This window comes from Blastomonas aquatica (genome assembly GCF_014639875.1).
Classification (GTDB): Bacteria; Pseudomonadota; Alphaproteobacteria; order Sphingomonadales; family Sphingomonadaceae; genus Blastomonas; species Blastomonas aquatica.
Genome location: NZ_BMGD01000002.1, coordinates 367,194 through 382,904 on the forward strand (window position 1 = coordinate 367,194; position 15,711 = coordinate 382,904).

15 protein-coding genes are annotated in these 15,711 nt (G+C 58.7%); 8 read left to right on the forward strand and 7 right to left on the reverse strand.

Annotated elements, in window-relative coordinates:
• Positions 1 to 112: 112 nt before the first annotated feature.
• Together IEW00_RS05775 and IEW00_RS05780 are read left to right on the forward strand one after the other, a co-directional pair.
• Entirely contained in the window at positions 113 to 658 is a 546-nt protein-coding gene (locus tag IEW00_RS05775) for a peroxiredoxin (protein ID WP_188513432.1), read from the forward strand.
• 104 nt (positions 659 to 762) lie between these two features.
• A complete protein-coding gene (locus IEW00_RS05780; protein ID WP_188513433.1) occupies positions 763 to 1,284 on the forward strand; it encodes a 2'-5' RNA ligase family protein in 522 nt (173 codons plus the stop codon).
• A 31-nt stretch (positions 1,285 to 1,315) separates the two neighbouring features.
• Here the strand turns inward: IEW00_RS05780 and IEW00_RS05785 are convergent, their stop codons facing one another.
• From IEW00_RS05785 to IEW00_RS05795, 3 genes are all read right to left on the reverse strand, one after another.
• The gene (locus tag IEW00_RS05785) at positions 1,316 to 1,813 is read right to left on the reverse strand and encodes a hypothetical protein (RefSeq protein WP_229736836.1); all 498 of its coding nucleotides are present in this window, start codon (positions 1,811 to 1,813) and stop codon (positions 1,316 to 1,318) included.
• A 614-nt stretch (positions 1,814 to 2,427) separates the two neighbouring features.
• The gene (locus IEW00_RS05790) at positions 2,428 to 2,838 is read right to left on the reverse strand and encodes a hypothetical protein (protein ID WP_188513435.1); all 411 of its coding nucleotides are present in this window, start codon (positions 2,836 to 2,838) and stop codon (positions 2,428 to 2,430) included.
• A gap of 149 nt (positions 2,839 to 2,987) precedes the next feature.
• Positions 2,988 to 3,260, reverse strand: coding sequence for a hypothetical protein (locus IEW00_RS05795; protein WP_229736837.1), 273 nt, complete (start codon positions 3,258 to 3,260; stop codon positions 2,988 to 2,990).
• Between the two features lie 91 nt (positions 3,261 to 3,351).
• Here IEW00_RS05795 and IEW00_RS05800 point away from each other — a divergent pair, with 91 nt between their 5' ends.
• Positions 3,352 to 4,380 carry an IS110 family RNA-guided transposase gene (locus tag IEW00_RS05800; protein WP_188513437.1) on the forward strand — a complete coding sequence of 343 codons (1,029 nt, stop codon included), beginning with the start codon at positions 3,352 to 3,354 and terminating at the stop codon, positions 4,378 to 4,380.
• Between the two features lie 374 nt (positions 4,381 to 4,754).
• Here IEW00_RS05800 and IEW00_RS05805 read toward each other — a convergent pair whose 3' ends face one another.
• A complete protein-coding gene (locus IEW00_RS05805) occupies positions 4,755 to 5,453 on the reverse strand; it encodes a DUF3817 domain-containing protein (RefSeq protein WP_188513438.1) in 699 nt (232 codons plus the stop codon).
• 152 nt (positions 5,454 to 5,605) lie between these two features.
• Positions 5,606 to 5,863, reverse strand: coding sequence for a hypothetical protein (locus IEW00_RS05810; protein WP_188513439.1), 258 nt, complete (start codon positions 5,861 to 5,863; stop codon positions 5,606 to 5,608).
• 776 nt (positions 5,864 to 6,639) lie between these two features.
• On the opposite strand from IEW00_RS05810, the gene IEW00_RS05815 reads away from it, so the two are divergent.
• The gene (locus IEW00_RS05815; RefSeq protein ID WP_188513440.1) at positions 6,640 to 8,340 is read left to right on the forward strand and encodes a hypothetical protein; all 1,701 of its coding nucleotides are present in this window, start codon (positions 6,640 to 6,642) and stop codon (positions 8,338 to 8,340) included.
• 185 nt (positions 8,341 to 8,525) lie between these two features.
• On the opposite strand, the gene IEW00_RS05820 is transcribed toward IEW00_RS05815, so the two are convergent.
• Positions 8,526 to 9,296 (reverse strand): hypothetical protein, encoded by a 771-nt coding sequence (locus IEW00_RS05820; RefSeq protein WP_188513441.1) that lies wholly within the window; start codon positions 9,294 to 9,296, stop codon positions 8,526 to 8,528.
• Positions 9,296 to 10,213, reverse strand: a complete 918-nt coding sequence (locus tag IEW00_RS05825; protein WP_188513442.1) for an ArdC family protein — start codon at positions 10,211 to 10,213, stop codon at positions 9,296 to 9,298. Before IEW00_RS05825 ends, IEW00_RS05820 begins: the two co-directional genes overlap by 1 nt.
• Positions 10,214 to 10,944: 731 nt before the next feature.
• Here IEW00_RS05825 and IEW00_RS05830 point away from each other — a divergent pair.
• From IEW00_RS05830 to IEW00_RS05845, 4 genes are all read left to right on the forward strand, one after another.
• Positions 10,945 to 12,777: an SIR2 family protein gene (locus IEW00_RS05830; RefSeq protein ID WP_229736838.1), complete on the forward strand. Its 1,833-nt coding sequence runs from the start codon at positions 10,945 to 10,947 to the stop codon at positions 12,775 to 12,777.
• Positions 12,774 to 14,192, forward strand: a complete 1,419-nt coding sequence (locus tag IEW00_RS05835) for an argonaute/piwi family protein (RefSeq protein WP_188513443.1) — start codon at positions 12,774 to 12,776, stop codon at positions 14,190 to 14,192. The genes IEW00_RS05830 and IEW00_RS05835 overlap by 4 nt, the downstream gene beginning before the upstream one ends.
• Before the next feature lie 578 nt (positions 14,193 to 14,770).
• On the forward strand, positions 14,771 to 15,328 hold the full coding sequence (locus IEW00_RS05840) for a hypothetical protein (RefSeq protein WP_188513444.1): 558 nt from the start codon (positions 14,771 to 14,773) through the stop codon (positions 15,326 to 15,328).
• A 26-nt stretch (positions 15,329 to 15,354) separates the two neighbouring features.
• Positions 15,355 to 15,645, forward strand: a complete 291-nt coding sequence (locus IEW00_RS05845; protein ID WP_188513445.1) for a hypothetical protein — start codon at positions 15,355 to 15,357, stop codon at positions 15,643 to 15,645.
• The last annotated feature ends 66 nt before the right edge of the window (positions 15,646 to 15,711 follow it).

Genomic DNA, 15,711 nt, shown 5'->3' on the forward strand with positions numbered 1-15,711 from the left:
TCATCGAAAAAAGCGATCAGGTCAGCCCAATCAATTCATTTCACACAGCGCGGTGTGCTAGCTATATGCTGCACCGCAAAACAATTTTCCATCGTTCAAAGGAATTTCCATTATGATCGGACGTCACGTTCCCAATGTATGCCTGAAAACGCGCGTGCGCGACGACAGCATCGAAGGTCCCAACCCGTTCCGCTGGCAGGACCAGTTGACCGGCGATCTGCTGGATGGCAAGCGCGTGATCATTTTCTCGCTCCCTGGCGCGTTTACGCCGACCTGCTCGACGTCGCAGGTCCCCGGTTTTGAGGCCTTGTACGATGATTTCCTCGCTGAAGGCATCGACGAGATCTATTGCGTGTCGGTCAATGACGCGTTCGTGATGTACCAGTGGGGCAAGTCGCTTGGCGTGCAGAAGGTCAAGCTGCTTCCCGATGGTTCGGCAGACTTTACCCGTCGCATGGGCATGCTGATCCGCAAGGACCATGTCGGCTTTGGCGAACGCAGCTGGCGTTATGCGATGGTCGTTGAAAACGGCGTTGTGACCGATTGGTTCGAAGAGCCGGGAATCAACGATCAGGGCCTCGACAGCGATCCTTATGGCGAAACCGCACCTGAAAACGTGCTCGCCAAGATCAAGGCAAAGCAGCACGAGCCCGCATAAGGCGGCTGCACCACACTATCCCTAACGGGTCGCAAGCGGGGGCGCGGAGCATTTATGTTCCGCGCCCCCTTTGTGTGTTCGGGCTGCCGGGCTAAGGCGTGTTGATGCGACGCGAGCCGATCATCATGACCGCGAGTATGGGTGCGGCCGATCGGGCCTGGGCCAACGCGCTGCGCCGCGCGCATTTTCCGCCAGAGCGCAACGTCCTCGACGCTCACATCACTTTGTTTCACCATCTGCCCGGAGCCTATGAGGCCGAGGCCGTCACTCGCACCAAGGCACTGGTGGCAGAATTCGCGGCGCCCGATGCGACGTTGTCCGAGCTGATGAATCTGGGGCGCGGGGTAGCCTATCGCATCCATTCACCCGCTCTTCTGGCGATTCGCGACGCGATGGCCAATGGCATGCACGGCCTGCTCACCGCGCAGGATCAGGGCCAGCCCAAGCTCCACATCACCGTGCAGAACAAGGCAGAACCGGCAGCGGCAAAAGCGTTGCTGCAGCAGTTAACCGCCGAGTTCGCCCCGCGGCCATTGGTGATCACCGGGCTGGCATTGCACCGGTACATGGGCGGGCCGTGGGAGCCGATCGGCGAATGGCGGTTCCGGGGTCGCCAGCGAGCATAGCCACCAGCGAGCATAGCCAATAGCCAGCTGTTTATAGCCGCAAAGCCCGCAGCCCTGCACGCGCGGCGATCATCAGTGTCGAAAGGATCGCGGCCCCGGTCAGCGCGAACTTGAGCGGGGTCAGCACCGTCTTGGTGCCGAGCAGATCACCCCGACCACTCAGGGCCAGCAGCTGAACGATGTTCTCGGCGTAATCCGTGAGCATTCCCGCCAGCATGACAAACGCAACCCACCGTGCAGAACCTCCCCCCAGCCGGATCGCCAGCCCGGCAAAGAACGCACCATAAGCCAGCGGGTAAAGCCCGTCATAGATCAGCGTGGCATGCGCATGCACATCGCGCTGCCAGGGCGAATATTGCGCTAGCAATGCGCGCGCCGACGCATCGGTCATCGTCAGGTCGAGCAACCCGCCGATCGCCTCCCCGGTCTGCCGCAGCAGCCCGGCGAGCAGCACCATCGCGGCAAAGCTGATTGCAAGCACAGAGGTGCGGGCAAGGCGCGGCATTGCGGACGGCACGGGTTCGGGCAACTGCAACCTCTCCTGAAGCTGGCACGGTCGACCCGGGCGATTGCGATCCCGGCATCATGCCTGTGCCGACCGTCAGGGGCAATCGCGATGATGCATCCGCCGGTCTGGCCGCGCGGCAGGGCCTCGCTGGCGATGGAAGAGACGTATACCGGCAACTGACGGGTCACTCGCCAGCCCTGCGACCGGCGGGCCAGAGCGTCAATTCTCGGATGCTTTTGCGAGGGAGAGTGCCGTTGCGGCAGGGTGACTGGCGGAGCGGGTGGTTTTCTCAAGTTAAGTGTATGTATATGATATCATTTTTTAATTATAGAGCCACAGAAATCGGTCCCACATAGCGTACCCTGGATGCCTTATACGCCATTAAAACCGTACCGGGACTATGCCAAATTACGATATCGTTGTCTAATGCTTTCGAGCATTTCGCGAACAGTCTCAACTGTTGCGGAAACAACTGCGATTGGCGAGGAACCGATTTTCAACGATGCGCAAATGCGTAGCTCTTGGCCGCGATGGGGCCGACAACAAAATTTCTCGTCTTGGTGGCCAGGTTGCTGAAGCCGCATGTCAGGTTTCGAGAGGGCTCCAAGCGGCAGCAGATGACCGGAGATGGGTGGTTAGCTGCCGACCCCGTGAACCCTGCAAGATACCTGCGCGCAAGTCGCGACCAAGTCCGCTCCGATGGCAGGGCTCATCTCTACGAAGACCAATTCGCCCGAGATAACGGCGTCGACCTTCCGGTCGAGCAGGCCTGCATGTGCCTCATGATACTCTGCCGCGGCGCTCGGGTGTGGGGGTGTATACAGCCTGGCTAGGTCATTCAGTCTCCCGGGATGCTGCCGCGTAGTGGTGCCGAAATAGACGACGATGTTGCCTTCACGGAAGTCATCCATTTGCAGCGCATCGACACCGTTTAAGAGCACTTCGCAGCCACTGCCGTCCGACCTGCTAAAGAACATTCGGCAGTTTTTCCCTTGCATCACAAGGCCGTCGAAGGTGGCATCATGCAGTGGAAGTTCTTCAACCATCACTCGAGATTAACCGCTGATCTGTCGGTCGGCTACGGGGTCGTTTCAAGAATTTCGGGTTCTGGCCGCGCTCAAGCGATAGCTGCCGCATCGATCCCGGGAGCGGACCGATACGTCGGGCACAACCGTTTGTGGCTGGGATAGCGAACCTAGGCCGACCACAGTCGGTCGAAGTCCGCCAGTTCCATTTCAGGATTTTCGGATTGCGCGATGTTTGCGAGGTCGAAGACGCCCCGGCCGAACTTTGTTGGCTGGCCGGGATGCCGGTGAACAATACTCCCGTTCAAATCGAAGCCGAGTTCGCGTGTGACGGCACCATGCTCATCAACCTCGGTAAGAATGCGGGACAGGCCCCACACGTCGGCAAGGCCGCTGAGGTCCGCCTCTGCCCATATCAGGATGCGCTGCATGGTATCGAGCATAACTCCGCTGCAAATGGCCGCAATTGATATCGTGGACGGCTCTCCACCCCGCGGGATAATTTCTGCGGATCAGTCGGAGAGGAGAGTGACGATGGAGCAAGTATCAGTTGTTGGGCTGGATCTGGCAAAGTCTGTTTTCCAGGTTCACGGTGTCAATGCGCAGGGCGAGGCTGTCCTGCGGCGCAAGCTTTCCCGCGGTCAGCTACTGAAGCTGTTCGAGAAGCTGCCGCCCTGCCTTGTCGGTATGGAGGCGTGCGCCTCGGCGCATCATTGGGCGCGGGAGCTGGCTGCACTGGGGCATCAGGTGAAGCTGATGCCGCCGCAATACGTGAAGCCCTATGTGAAGCGCGGCAAGAACGATGCTGCCGATGCCGAGGCGATCTGCGAGGCGGTGACGCGGCCGACGATGCGGTTCGTCGGCGTGAAGTCGCCGGACCAGCAGGCGACCATAATGCTGCACCGGGTGCGCAAGATCCTGACCCGCCAGCGCACCCAGCTCAGCAATGCCCTGCGCGCCCACATGGCCGAGTTCGGCGTCACCGCAGCAATCGGGCGTGGGGGACTGGATCGGCTGATCGCAGTCATCGCCGGTCAGCATGATGCGCGGTTGCCTGACGAGGCACGAGCCTGCCTTTTTGTGCTGAGCACGCAGCTCGAGATGGTCAAGAACCAGATCCTCGACAATGACCGGCGTATCCTGGCCGATGCCCGCAGGACCGAGGCAGGCCGGAGGCTCATGAAGATACCAGGCATCGGCCCGTTGCTGGCCAGTGCGATCGTGGCATGCGTCCCCGACCCTTCCACCTTCGGCGGCGGGCGAAGCCTGTCGGCATGGATCGGCCTCACACCGCGCCAGAACTCGAGCGGCGGCAAGGAGCGGCTTGGCAGTATCACCAAGGCGGGCAACACCTATCTGCGCGAGCTGCTCGTGGTCGGCGCTATGGCGGTGGTCCGGCGCGCCAAGCAGGGCAGCGCGAAGTGGCCATGGGTGGCGCAGCTGCTCGAGCGCAAGAAGCCCAAAGTCGCCGCTGTCGCGCTGGCAAACAAGAATGCTCGGATCATCTGGGCGATGATGGCGACAGGCGAGCCTTACCGCGAACCGGAGTTGGCGGCAGCCTAAGAGATCGCGCCCCAAGGCGCTAATCAAGTTGGAGAGGGCAGACTGAACTGACGCAAAAAGCCGGTTGAAACCGCCGGAGCAGGAAAACCCGTCCGACCCCAGCACTTCGAGTGCGTGCAATTGGGAGGGACCTGAACCGCGCGAATGGCATCAGGGCCAGCGGCCACACAAAGCCGCGCAGATAGGCCGGACACATGGGCGCCTCGACCAGCCAGCGCAGTGCAGAATACCCCTTGCCAACGGAGAGCCGTCCACACAGGGGTCGGCAAAAGAATTTCCGGTTTTGGAAAAGCCGCTGCGATAGCTGCCTGACCGATCTTGGGTGCGCACCCAGCAGCTGCCGATGGCCGTTTATGGGGTGGATTGCTGCCGTTCTAGGCTGCTGCCGCCTGCTCCATGCTCTTGCGGTGCAAAAATGTTGCGGGACCGATCTGTTCAGCTTCAAGCTCTCCGTGCTCTGCTGCTAGCGAGGCAAGAATGGACCAGCGATCTGACGGGCGTCCGCCATAAGCTTGAAGCTTGCGAGCATTTAGGGGAGCGGTTCGTCGAACAAGATCGCCCACAGTTACGATGCCACTCGGCAATTCGCCGCGATCAGCATAAACTGGAAGCAGGCCGATAAGGCTTATCACAAACGCAAGAAAAGCGACTTCCCAGCGCCCGATAAGCAGCAGCACAACCGCAGCAATCAGACCACCGCTAAAAATGAAGCCGCCAACCATACCGATAGGAGTCATTCTGGTGGATGGAAGGCGAAGATCAGTTTCCCGGCTTAGCCTTTTAAATAGCTGATGAGGGTTGTCGCTACATTCTAACGATGTGCGGGGAGTGATGGACCGCTGTCTGTCAGCATCGAGCGACCGCCTGAAACGGTAGAAAGTCATAGATGAAGCGCATTTTCCGCTTTGTGCATCCCAATCGGGGGCATGGGCACAAATAACCGAATATAGATCGCCGACAGTAGCGCAGCGTTCGGCTTCATCCTTCGAGACGGTGAACTCGAATACCTTCTCGACCTCTTCGATGAGATCGATTGCTCCCCACTCCGGGTCGAGATCGAGCGTGTTCTGCATGCTGCGATGATGCCATGGCGACGAAACTTGATCAATGTCCGCAAGGGGTCGGAAAAAGAATTTCGGGTTTGGCGCAATCGCTGCGATAGTTACCTGACCGGTCTTGGGTGCGCACCCACCGGCTGCCGATGGCCGTTTATGGGTGGAAGCGGTCACTCTCCGTCGATCAAATCCGCCCCACCATGACGCTCTGGAGCGCCCCGTCGTGTCCGTCTGTCAAAAACGATATGCAGCACCACAACAACTGCAAAAACACCGAATGCGGATAAGGCCTCCAGGCTCTTCAAATTCCCTGTTACAATGCAGTAAACAATGAAAAGCCAAGCAGGAAAAGCGACCAGCGTGGTTGCTGCCTTTACCCACGCGGGAAGCGGCCGCCACCAGTTTCGATAGGATTGCTTCACTGCCATACGGGTTAAATTAAACCGGCAAGCATTGACCGCGAAGGGGTCTGGAAAAGAATTTCCGGTTCTCGCGGAATCGTGGCGATAGCTGCTTGACAGGTTTTGGCCCCGCGCCGTTCCGGCGTGAACGACCGGTTGTGGGTGGGTAATTGCCGTCGGTGTGTGATGCCAGAGATCACCACCGTCCCCGTCATCGTAGATAGGTTGTCAACTGCGGAACAGCGCGTAAGCGGTCAATCATACAATTCCGAGCGGTCGCACTATTCTCACCAACGAAGTGAAAGGTATGGACAGAGAAGCCAGGCGGAACCACACCATGGTTGGCAACGCTGCCGTCTACTTTTGCGCCGCAACTCGTGGCGACTTTTGAGATGGCTGCGGGTTCTGTGTCACTGGCAACCCAATATCGACCGGTGGTAGGGTTATCCCAATAAACCGCTTCCCGAGAAGGGTAGGCGTCTGGGGTGGTGCATCCTGCCAGTAATACGCTCAACACAATCACTCGCATGTAAACCTCCGTCACGCTTCATATCCGATATGGGTGGGCCCGCAATACCCGCGTCTGAAATGGGGTCGCTTGCTGGACGGCAGGAGTTTTCGAGAAGCGAGGCAAAGCCGCCATGTCGCTTTCGGGATCGCACATCAGCCATCCTCATGGCCGCTCGTGGGTGGCAAGCTAACATTGATCGCCTCGCACAACTGTGACTCCGTTACCGCCTATGCGGCCGCGGGGCACCTGTGGCATTACCATGAAAGAACTGGATCCATAGGACACAGAAACCATGAGTCTGACAAAGGCAATCATCTCGGGATTTGTGGCGTTGATCGCCGTTACGCCCGCTGCCGCCTGCTCTGTGGCAGAAACCTACATCCGGCCGTCCAATTTCGAGCTTGTGCAAATTGCGGACGCCATCGTGGTCGCGCGAGCCGAGAATGAGATTCAGAACGGCTCGGTAGATCGATCGGTCGCATTTCGCATTGAAGCGATCCTAAAAGGCGACGCACCGGACAGAGTCGTCCTCCCCTTTGCGTCAATCGGCAAACCCATTGCGAGCGACCTGTCTGACCTGTCGGGGTCCAACCCGGAAGGTCATATGGGTCCCTGCAACCGCACGACCTTTGCCCAAGCCTCACGCTATCTGATGTTTCTGGAGCGCAGCGCAGATGGGGGATGGCGACAGCTTGACTTCCCATTTTCGAGGATCAACGAAGATTACTTCGGCGAGGACAATGCATGGATGCGCACCGTTCGCCTCTATTTGCGTCTCCAGAGAAGCAGGCAGCCGATGGAGCAAATCGGGGCGCTAACACGGATGGCCGAGACGAGACTCGATGATGAGGGCCGCTCGTTGGCTGATGCCGAACGTGCGGACATTGCAGATCACCTACGCTCAATCTCGCCATGGAAGCCGACCGCTCACCTACTGGATTTACATGCAAGGGTCGAGCGGGGCGAAACCATGACGCCGCGCCCGGCCGAGGCCAACGGCGAGTCCGGGAATCTTGATGAAGTGGCCCGTCAATTGATGGGCGAAACCGGAACTGTCTCGCCGCAAGGCCCACAAGAGGCTAGGAGACTCATTCTGGCCGCTCTCGCCGAAGGCGACCATCCCGACGCGTTGCCACTGTTTGAGTCTCTATCGGCGCGCACGGATTTGGACGTCGATCAACGCGGCCTTACGCTCCGGTATTTTGCTCGCAACGGACAATATCCTCGCGCCTACAAATGGATCGAAGAACGGTTGTTGCCCGAACTAGGCCGCATGTCGTCCCAAGATGCGGGACGCTTGCTGGCACATGTCGGCGATGTTCAGATGGGTGACCACTACGGAGATGGCAGGGAGCGCTGGCGGCAAGATCCTCACGCGAAAGTGACGTGGCCCGAACTGGCCTTCGCACTATACCGCTATGTCACCGCGACGGTCGGCAAGGATAGAGTCGGCGGCTGGCTCACGGACGCGCTTTCGGACATTTCAGTCTCAGATTATCGCGCGCGGCCCGAGTTGACTGTCGCTCTTGCTGGCGCTTTCGATGACGGGGTAATGCGTTGGGCGAACCAAGAGCTGTCGCGCCCTCAAAGCGCGCGAAGCCTGGACCAGTCCGCGCTCGAACCACAGAAGCACCACGACATGCTGCCGCTTCGAGTACTTGCAAGCGCCTGGAGCGACGAAAGCATCTCGGCCCTTCGCCGCGCCTTTTGTGATGGTGGCGAGCGCCGGAAACTGGCCATTCTGGCGCTCGGGCAAGAAGGTGACGAACTCTACGAGAGCTTGTTGGAAAAAATGGCCGGTGCATCCAACCTGTCCGGAGACGAGCGCGACTGGCTCCTGCGTGCGGCGATCGCCTTTCAAGCGCGCCGCGTTAAAAGCGAGCCAGCTTGGATGGCCGATGATCCGAAAAGCTGGCTCGTAACCAGGCTAGCGCAGAGCGACTGGCCCAAGTCGAGTATGATTTGCTCGTCGCCGAAATCGACGCGCCAATAGCGTTTACCCGATTGGAAATGTCTTAAAAGGGGGCGCAAGCCGGAAGGTGGATTTTATCCTTCCGCCGCTAATTCCTGTCATGCATCGACCGCATCGTGCAGCCCCGCCCAAGGGCGGCTGAGGGCGGGCAATGACGCTGGTCGCTCCTGGAGGGAGCGGCCTCCATTTATCGGGGCTGTGCCCGGTCAGAACGCGAATGCGCCCTGACCGGTGGCGGTGGTGAATATGTCAGCCTCCCCGGCGGCGTAACGATCGCGGCCCTGCTCGGTCCAGTGCAGGAAGCCGGAACGATCATTGGCGAACCATCCGTCTTCGATGCCATGTATCAATGCCCATGCGACATCGTTGGCGGGCAGGGCGGGGTGGTTGATTGGCCAATGGACCGCGCCTGTGTCGGGCTTGCAGGCGGACGGGATGTTGAATGCCAGCATGCCGCATCGGCTGGCAGGCTCGGGAGCGTTGATCGCGGCCATGAGGGCGCGGGCCTCCAGCGAGGTGAGGTAGCCGATGGGTTTTCCGTCATGGCGGGAATAGGTGAGACCGTAAGCCACGGCGCGGGCAATGTCTTCTGCTGTGGTGTACTCCCGAGTGTCGAGCAAGGCACGCCACTGCCCGGCACTGACAAGATCCACGGCATGCCACCATTGGCCGGTGCGGGCTTCGCTGACGCCACAGGCATTGGGTGCGCCGTCAGCGTCCAGCGTGAGGCCTAAGGCGACTTCGACATGCTGCACAAAGGGATGCGCGGCCAGCAGCGGATGTATCAGGCCGATGCGGCGCGTGCCGTCGCCCTCGGCGGCACTGACCTCGACCGGGAACTGATACAGCCGGGAGGGCAGGTTCCAAGGATAGGAAAGTGGGAAGTCATGCGGCACAGCGAGGCTGCGGTTGATGTCCAGAAGGAAGGTGGAGGCGGCAAGGCCGCGCTCCACGATCTGCGTTGCTAGGCTGTCCATTACGCGGCCTCCTGCATGTTGGCAGGGGTGGCCAGCTGATGAAGATAGGCCACGGCTCGCTCGGCATGGGCTGCGGCCTGCACGATGGCGCGTTTGTAGTTCCTGAGTACCTGCAGCCAGCTGGCGATGTAGCTTGCGTGATCGGCGCGCGGCTCCAGTGCCAGCCCAAGGTCGGCGGCAAGGAATGCTGCTCCGATCTCTGCGACCAGCTCCTCGCGGGCATAACCTTCGTCGCCCCATGACTTGCGACCAAAGGAACGATCAAGGCGGGTCGCGTGGCTTGTCCAGTGGACAGTCTCATGGCCGCGCGTGGTGTAGTAACCGTGGCTGTCCTCGAATGCTTCGAACGGTGGAAGCTGGATGCGATCCTCGCCGATCATGTAATATGCACGATCGCCGCCATGGCGCACATCTGCCGGGATACCGGCAAAGAATGCCTCGGCGCGTGCATCGCGCTCGAAGCCGGGAAGGACAGGGGCTGGTGCCTCGATGGCAGCAAAGCGCTCGGGCAGGCCCTCGATCTGCTCCGCGTTGAACACGGTGTAGGATTTCAGGAAGCGGAAACCTGCCTCGCGCTCTTCGCCGTTCTGCTCGTCGGTGCGGATTTTGCTGCTGCTGCCGTAATAGACGATCGGCGCGCCTTTCTCGCCCTTGCGCACTTGTGCGCCAAGGGTCTGCGCCTGCCGGTAGGTCATCCACGTAGGGCTGGCATAGCCCGAGGCGATGGCCTCCAGCCACAGCAACAGGACGTTGATGCCGCGATAGGGCTCGCCGGTCGCCCGCAGGGGACGGGTCACGCGCCCCGCGAGCTTGTCCATGCTCCATGGCTTGGTCCACGGTCGGATGCCCTGCTCCAGTTCGGCGATAATGCGGTCGGTGATCCGGCTATGGGGGTCGATGGTGGTGGTCTTGGTCATGATGCTGTCTCCTTCCTGATCCGCGCAGCGGGTCATGCGCCACGCATGACCCCTGCCGACCCGGCGAGGGGCGGAGAGGGAGGGGGGCAAGTTCTGCCGCCGGGGGTGGTGCGGGCGCAGCCGCAGGCGAGCCTCGGCCCCAAGGCAGGACTTGCGGGGGAGGGAGAGGCAGAGCCCCTTCCTCCCCACTTGCCATCGAGGAAAAGCTGCGCCGGCATTGCCGGCGATCATCATGGGGCAGGGAGCAGCCCTGCCCAGGACCGGTCAGGGATCGTCACCCGCATGGGCGTAAACCGGTGCAACCGGGTTACGGGCGCACGCCTAGAGCCTGGCCCGAAGGGGACCGCCAAGGAAGGAAAATTCACTTGGTGTTTCGCAACGAGGGTCGGCCGCCAATCCGGATTGCGACTCTTGCTTTTGGCGGCATTACCCGGCGATCTGACAAGAGCATTCATCGGGCTGCGTCTTCTGGCCCAACTGAATCTGCCAGCACGGCGGAAGTTGGGGGAGACAAATTAGGTCTGCAAGCCTTACCTTAGGTTCAAGGCCGCCTTGCGGCGAGTCTGGATATTCTACGCGGTAGTTCCTTGCTTCGAACTCGCTTAATAGCGAAGCGCCCCCGGAAGGGGCTGCAACTCGCGCTCGGCAGCCATACCCGCGAAAGTGGAATGGGGATGAAGCGGAGGGCGGGAACTAGATAGAGCGTCCAGTGCGGCAAATGTGGATCAGGCATGTCTCAATTATTGATTGGGTCCAAGCCAACTCTGGATTTATTTTCCGCTCTTTTGTATATGAGTAATATGGATCAGGGGGAATTGACAGATCATTTCGTTGCGAGACCACAAGCTTTTTGTTGGTTCCTTGGTGCCGGCGCGTCGCGAATGTCCGGTCTACCCACCGCTACCGATATAATCTGGGATATGAAACGGCGCTACTACTGCCGCGAGGAAAACCAGGATGTGAGCCGCCAGGACATGCAGCTCCCGTCGGTGGCAGCACGGATCCAGGCCTTCATGAATTCACGCGGCTTTCCGCCACTGTGGGCTGACGATGAATATACCACATATTTCGAGAAGATCTTTGGTACCGATCGCGAGCGCCAGCGCGCCTATCTTCGCGGTATCCTTGCAGAAGACAAAGTCATGCTTACCGCCGGAAATCGCGTCATGGGTGCGCTACTCGCGAGCGGGCTGACGCGGATGATGTTCACGACGAACTTCGACAGCGTCGTGGAACGCGCCGTTGCGGAGGTAAGCGGCCGGTCGATTAGCGCTTTCCACCTCGAAGGTACAACGGCGGCCAACCAAGCCTTGGCCAATGAGGAATGGCCAATCTATTGCAAGCTTCATGGCGACTTTCGCTTCGACAGCGTTAAGAACCTTTCCGCCGATCTTGCGCAGCAGGATGCGGCGCTTGCCGAGTGCATGCTGACGTCTGCGGGTCGGTTTGGCTTTATCGTCGCCGGTTACAGCGGCAGGGACGATAGCGTGATGAACCTGTTTCGGCAGGCGCTTTTGCGGCCTAACCCTTTCCCTCACGGCCTCTTCTGGACGGGGATGCGTGGCGCGCCTGTCCTGCCCGCCGTCAGCAAACTGATCGATGCGGCGGTCTCCGCAGGCACGCGCGCCGCTTATGTCGAGATTGATACCTTTGATGCGCTGATGCTGCGCATGTGGCGAAACCTGCCCTCGCGGCCTTCCGATCTCGATGCCAAGGTTCGCAAGTCACTCCCGGCTGCCGTCAGCATCCCTCTGCCCTGTCATGGGACTGCCTCACCGTTGCTCCGTCTGAATGCACTTCCGATCGCGACGCTGCCGAGTCGCGCGCTCATTGTGACGCCGCGCGAAGATATCGATTGGGCGTCTTTGCGTACCATCCAGGCGGAAGCTGAAAGTAGGATCCTTGTCACCAAGGCGCCGAACATCCTCTGCTGGGGCGCCCCCGACACGATCGCAAAGGCGTTCCAGGGACATGCCGCGAAAATCGAAGGAGTGGATGTTCCTTCCGACCTAAGCGCAGGCGATGCGTTGGCTCTCAAGGGTTTCGTGGAGGAAGCGATCGCGACCGCGCTCGCGCGAGACCGTCCATTGCTCATCCGCCGGCGCGGCAATTCACCGATCCTGATCGTCGACGCGCATGCGCAGGATATGGGCCCGCTGCAGCCCCTGTCATCTGCGCTCGGCAAGCTGACCGGGCCAATCACAGGTCTCTTTGCGCCTGTTGATGACGAGCATCCCACGCCGGTGAAGGTGTTCTGGGCAGAGGCGGTTCGCATTTCGATCACCCAGAAGAACGGTGCCGCCTGGCTGCTGGTCGATCCCGACATATGGATTTGGCCGCCTCGCGCAAGGGACGCGGCGCGTGAGTTTCTTGGCGAGCGCCGCAAGGATCGCCTGAATGCCAAGTTCGACGGTATTTTGACCGCATGGATTCGCGTGCTCGCTGGAACGGAGCAGCGAGGAGCGGTCGTCGAGCTCTCGTCATTCCAGGTTCAGGAGGCGGATGCTAACCCTAGCTTCACCTTCTGTAGCCGGACGGCATTCTCGATGGGCCTCGAGGGATGACGGCAGTCGCAAGTCGTCTGGCAGGCTATTCGCAGCTACCGGAACCTGATCTGCTCTTCGCTGGCGGCCGAACGCACAGGCATCCTCTGGCTGGGCTCATCGCGCATGGCCCTTTCAGCCTCAAGCTGAACATTCCCAGTCGAGTCAGATTAGCCGTCGTCGCCCGGCAGCGCGATATGGCGCAGGTCGGCCGCGTGATCTCCGAACTTGGCAACACCGCAAGGGCTCGTCAGGCGACCAACTATTATCCCGACTATCCCGGCTTCCAGCAGGTGTTTCGCACCCCACTCGTCAGGCCCACCGACCGCACGACAATCGCGCTTCCGGATTCGCTCGACGCGTACGCGAGCGTTGGCGCAAAGGTCGAGCTTGCGCGCGAGCTGTTTCAGTCGCTTGCGCTGCTGCGGGGACTAAGGACGGAATTCGACGTCGTACTGCTCTACCTTCCTCCGAATTGGGCGGAGTGCTTCGAGGGCGAGAATTTCAACTTCCACGATTATCTAAAAGCTTTCTGCGCACCGTCGAACATACCGATCCAGATTCTGCGCCAGTCGAGCTTCCAGCGCACTTGCCGTGCAAATGTAATGTGGGGCCTGAGCGTCGCCCTGTTCGCAAAGGCGGGCGGTGCGCCGTGGAAATTGACCGGGCTTACTCCCGATGAGGCATTTATCGGCATCAGCTACGCCATGAAGACAACCACCGATGGAACAAGCTTCACCACCTGTTGCAGCCAGATCTTCGATCCAGACGGCACGGGCTTCAACTTCGTTGCCTACGACGTCGATGCAAATGGCTTTGAGCAGGATGCCCGTAACAATCCCTATCTCTCCTACTTCGAGATGCAGTCGGTCCTCTCACGCAGCCTGAATATCTACCAGAGCGGCCATACGGGCCGACTGCCGCGCAAGGTCACCATCCACAAGAACACGCCCTTTCGCGAAGAAGAGATACTGGGCGCGCTCGATAGCTTCCGCGACGGCACCGAGGTCGAGCTCGTCCAGATCGTCAAGGACATCGAGTGGAAAGGCATCTGGTACAATAACCAGCAGCGACCGTCCGCCCACGGATATCCCGTGGAGCGGGGCACATACATTCCTATCGCGAGGGATGAGGCGCTGTTGTGGACGCAGGGCAACGTCAAGGGCGTGCACCTGAAAAAGGCTGATGGCGACGTCTACAAGGAAGGTTCGCTAAAGCCGGTACCCTCACCGATACTCATCCGGCGCTTTTCGGGAAGCGGGGGATGGCACGACACCTGTGCCGGAGTTCTTGGGCTTACCAAGATGGATTGGAACAACAATACGCTGTATAAAAAGCTTCCAGTATCGCTGGTCTATTCCAGCAAATTCGCATCGATCCTCCAGCAGAACCCTAGCATAGTCGACAATGTCTACGACTTCCGGAATTTCATGTGATGCGTTGGGTTTGATCACCAAGCCGTTGCATGTTGGATGGGGCATCTGTCCGCACAGTCGACTTTGGTTGCCGCAGAATTCCTAGTCTTTGCGTCAAAGCTCAAGCCGCGTGTCAGGCTCCGGCGAGGCTCCAGGCGGCGGCAGGCAGCCGAGCATGGGGCTGATAGCTGTCATCGAATGTTGCCTATCGAGCGCGCCACGGTTGGTATGAAGTGTTGCTTTGGTATTCCAAAAACGGAAATGGAGAATGAGGGGCCGCAGAGCCGGAAGGCGTTGCCTTGGGCGATCTTGGCAACCCCGCTTCTACTTGCTCAAATTATATCTTGGGGCCTACGCATCATCCGCGGCTTTAACGGTGAGCTGCTACAAGGCTCAAGCTGGTGGGCTGGCTGTGATATTGACCAGCGAGCCCCAGCTCGCGCTGTATCCAAACCGAGCGAGCTAGTCGTATAAGCTGCAATTTTTGCCATTTAGAGCCTCCGCCTCAGGCTATGCGTGCTGGCACGAAGCACCGTGACACCTGTATGATTCAATTGATCAATCGGGCAAATGTTGCTATTCAGTAAATTGTGTAAGGCATGAGGCAAGCTTTGAAAGCCGATAGAAATATTCACGTTGTTGTTGGCTTAATTGCACTTATAGCTGCAATTGCACTTTTAATATTTATACCGGATTTGTCTAAAGATTACGCTGCTGTATTCGCGACATTGACTGGCGTTGCTACGCTTTATGGCGTTTTGTTCACTATTATTGAAGTATTGAGAACGAAGGCTGCTGCTGATTTAGCAGCCGCTGCTGCAAAAGATGCAACCTCACGAGTTCGAGCAATGTATGCCAGCCGTGACGCCGCTGAGTGCCAAGCGTGTATCGAATCCGCTCTTCGAATTGTGGACGAAGGTGGAGTAGTTCCACTATCAGTATTATCTAGAATATCGAAGATATATGCCGGTGAGTTCGCAGATCAGTACGAAATTCATGCATCGGACGTGCGCCAAAGAATCCTTTTAATCGAGTCATACGGTGCCATGCCCCCGAAGGCTCGAACTAACTCTACTAAAATAAAAACTACACTCGTTGCAATGAACGGGCATCTTGCCGCTCATATTAGTAGAAATCTATCTTCGGAGAAGGTTTGATGATACCAAAGCCTCTTAGGGAGTTTATGCGTGAACTGCATGAAGCAACCGATGCCGGAAATGTATCGTGGTCTGAAGGCGCATCACAAGACTCGTTCATTTGCTCGCGGAAATCTTTTAATCTTCACATAAGCTTATATTTCGACCCAGAGGAAGGAGTGACGTATTATAACTTTTCAATAAACGGAAAAAAGAGCGCCTCGTTCTCAGTATCGAGCTTAGAAAATGACTTTAAGTTTATGAATGATTTTCATTCTTCTATTCAAATCAATGCAAATGGGCTTGATGGCATTGCAAAGGAATTTTTCGGAGATTAATGTTGTAAAATTGAACAGTAGAATTGCTGGGAATTGTAATTTGAGTCATCCTCTAATTGTATTTGC

Bases quoted from the DNA above. Each gene is read 5' to 3' on its own strand.
- IEW00_RS05795 (WP_229736837.1), bottom strand. From the start codon at position 3,260: ATGCTCGATACCATGCAGCGCATCCTGATATGGGCAGAGGCGGACCTC.
- IEW00_RS05840 (WP_188513444.1), top strand. From the start codon at position 14,771: ATGAGGCAAGCTTTGAAAGCCGATAGAAATATTCACGTTGTTGTTGGC.
- IEW00_RS05800 (WP_188513437.1), top strand. From the start codon at position 3,352: ATGGAGCAAGTATCAGTTGTTGGGCTGGATCTGGCAAAGTCTGTTTTC.
- IEW00_RS05815 (WP_188513440.1), top strand. From the start codon at position 6,640: ATGAGTCTGACAAAGGCAATCATCTCGGGATTTGTGGCGTTGATCGCC.
- IEW00_RS05845 (WP_188513445.1), top strand. From the start codon at position 15,355: ATGCGTGAACTGCATGAAGCAACCGATGCCGGAAATGTATCGTGGTCT.
- IEW00_RS05810 (WP_188513439.1), bottom strand. From the start codon at position 5,863: ATGGCAGTGAAGCAATCCTATCGAAACTGGTGGCGGCCGCTTCCCGCG.
- IEW00_RS05830 (WP_229736838.1), top strand. From the start codon at position 10,945: ATGTCTCAATTATTGATTGGGTCCAAGCCAACTCTGGATTTATTTTCC.
- IEW00_RS05780 (WP_188513433.1), top strand. From the start codon at position 763: ATGCGACGCGAGCCGATCATCATGACCGCGAGTATGGGTGCGGCCGAT.
- IEW00_RS05825 (WP_188513442.1), bottom strand. From the start codon at position 10,213: ATGACCAAGACCACCACCATCGACCCCCATAGCCGGATCACCGACCGC.
- IEW00_RS05790 (WP_188513435.1), bottom strand. From the start codon at position 2,838: ATGGTTGAAGAACTTCCACTGCATGATGCCACCTTCGACGGCCTTGTG.
- IEW00_RS05835 (WP_188513443.1), top strand. From the start codon at position 12,774: ATGACGGCAGTCGCAAGTCGTCTGGCAGGCTATTCGCAGCTACCGGAA.
- IEW00_RS05820 (WP_188513441.1), bottom strand. From the start codon at position 9,296: ATGGACAGCCTAGCAACGCAGATCGTGGAGCGCGGCCTTGCCGCCTCC.
- IEW00_RS05805 (WP_188513438.1), bottom strand. From the start codon at position 5,453: ATGCAGAACACGCTCGATCTCGACCCGGAGTGGGGAGCAATCGATCTC.
- IEW00_RS05775 (WP_188513432.1), top strand. From the start codon at position 113: ATGATCGGACGTCACGTTCCCAATGTATGCCTGAAAACGCGCGTGCGC.